The 513-nt window shown below is 51.7% G+C and carries 1 protein-coding gene; it reads left to right on the top strand.

Annotated features, from left to right (window positions below):
• On the top strand, positions 1 to 513 hold a 513-nt coding region (locus ACTHUR_RS18420), incomplete at both ends, for a putative PEP-binding protein (protein ID WP_440400210.1).

The following is a 513-nucleotide window of genomic DNA, read 5'->3' as shown; positions in this document are numbered from 1 at the left end:
ACGCTAACTTGGTGGGTGGCAGCATCTACGAACCACACGAAGAAAACCCAATGTTGGGCTTCCGTGGTGCAGCGCGTTATGTAGCCGATAACTTCAAAGACTGCTTCGCACTCGAGTGTAAAGCCTTGAAACGCGTTCGCGATGAAATGGGCTTGACCAACGTCGAAATCATGATTCCATTCGTTCGTACTTTGGGTGAAGCGGAAGCTGTTGTTAAAGCCCTGAAAGAAAACGGTTTGGAACGCGGCAAAAACGGCCTGCGCCTGATCATGATGTGCGAGTTGCCAAGCAACGCTGTATTGGCAGAACAATTCCTGCAATACTTCGACGGCTTCTCCATCGGCTCTAACGACATGACCCAGCTGACCCTCGGCCTCGACCGTGACAGCGGTTTGGTATCCGACTCCTTCGACGAGCGCAACCCTGCCGTTAAAGTGATGTTGCACTTGGCAATCTCTGCTTGCCGCAAACAAAACAAATACGTCGGTATTTGCGGTCAAGGTCCATCAGACC

The sequence above is a fragment of the Neisseria sp. P0021.S007 genome (assembly GCF_051956855.1).
This window is presented reverse-complemented; position numbering and strand designations above follow the sequence as displayed.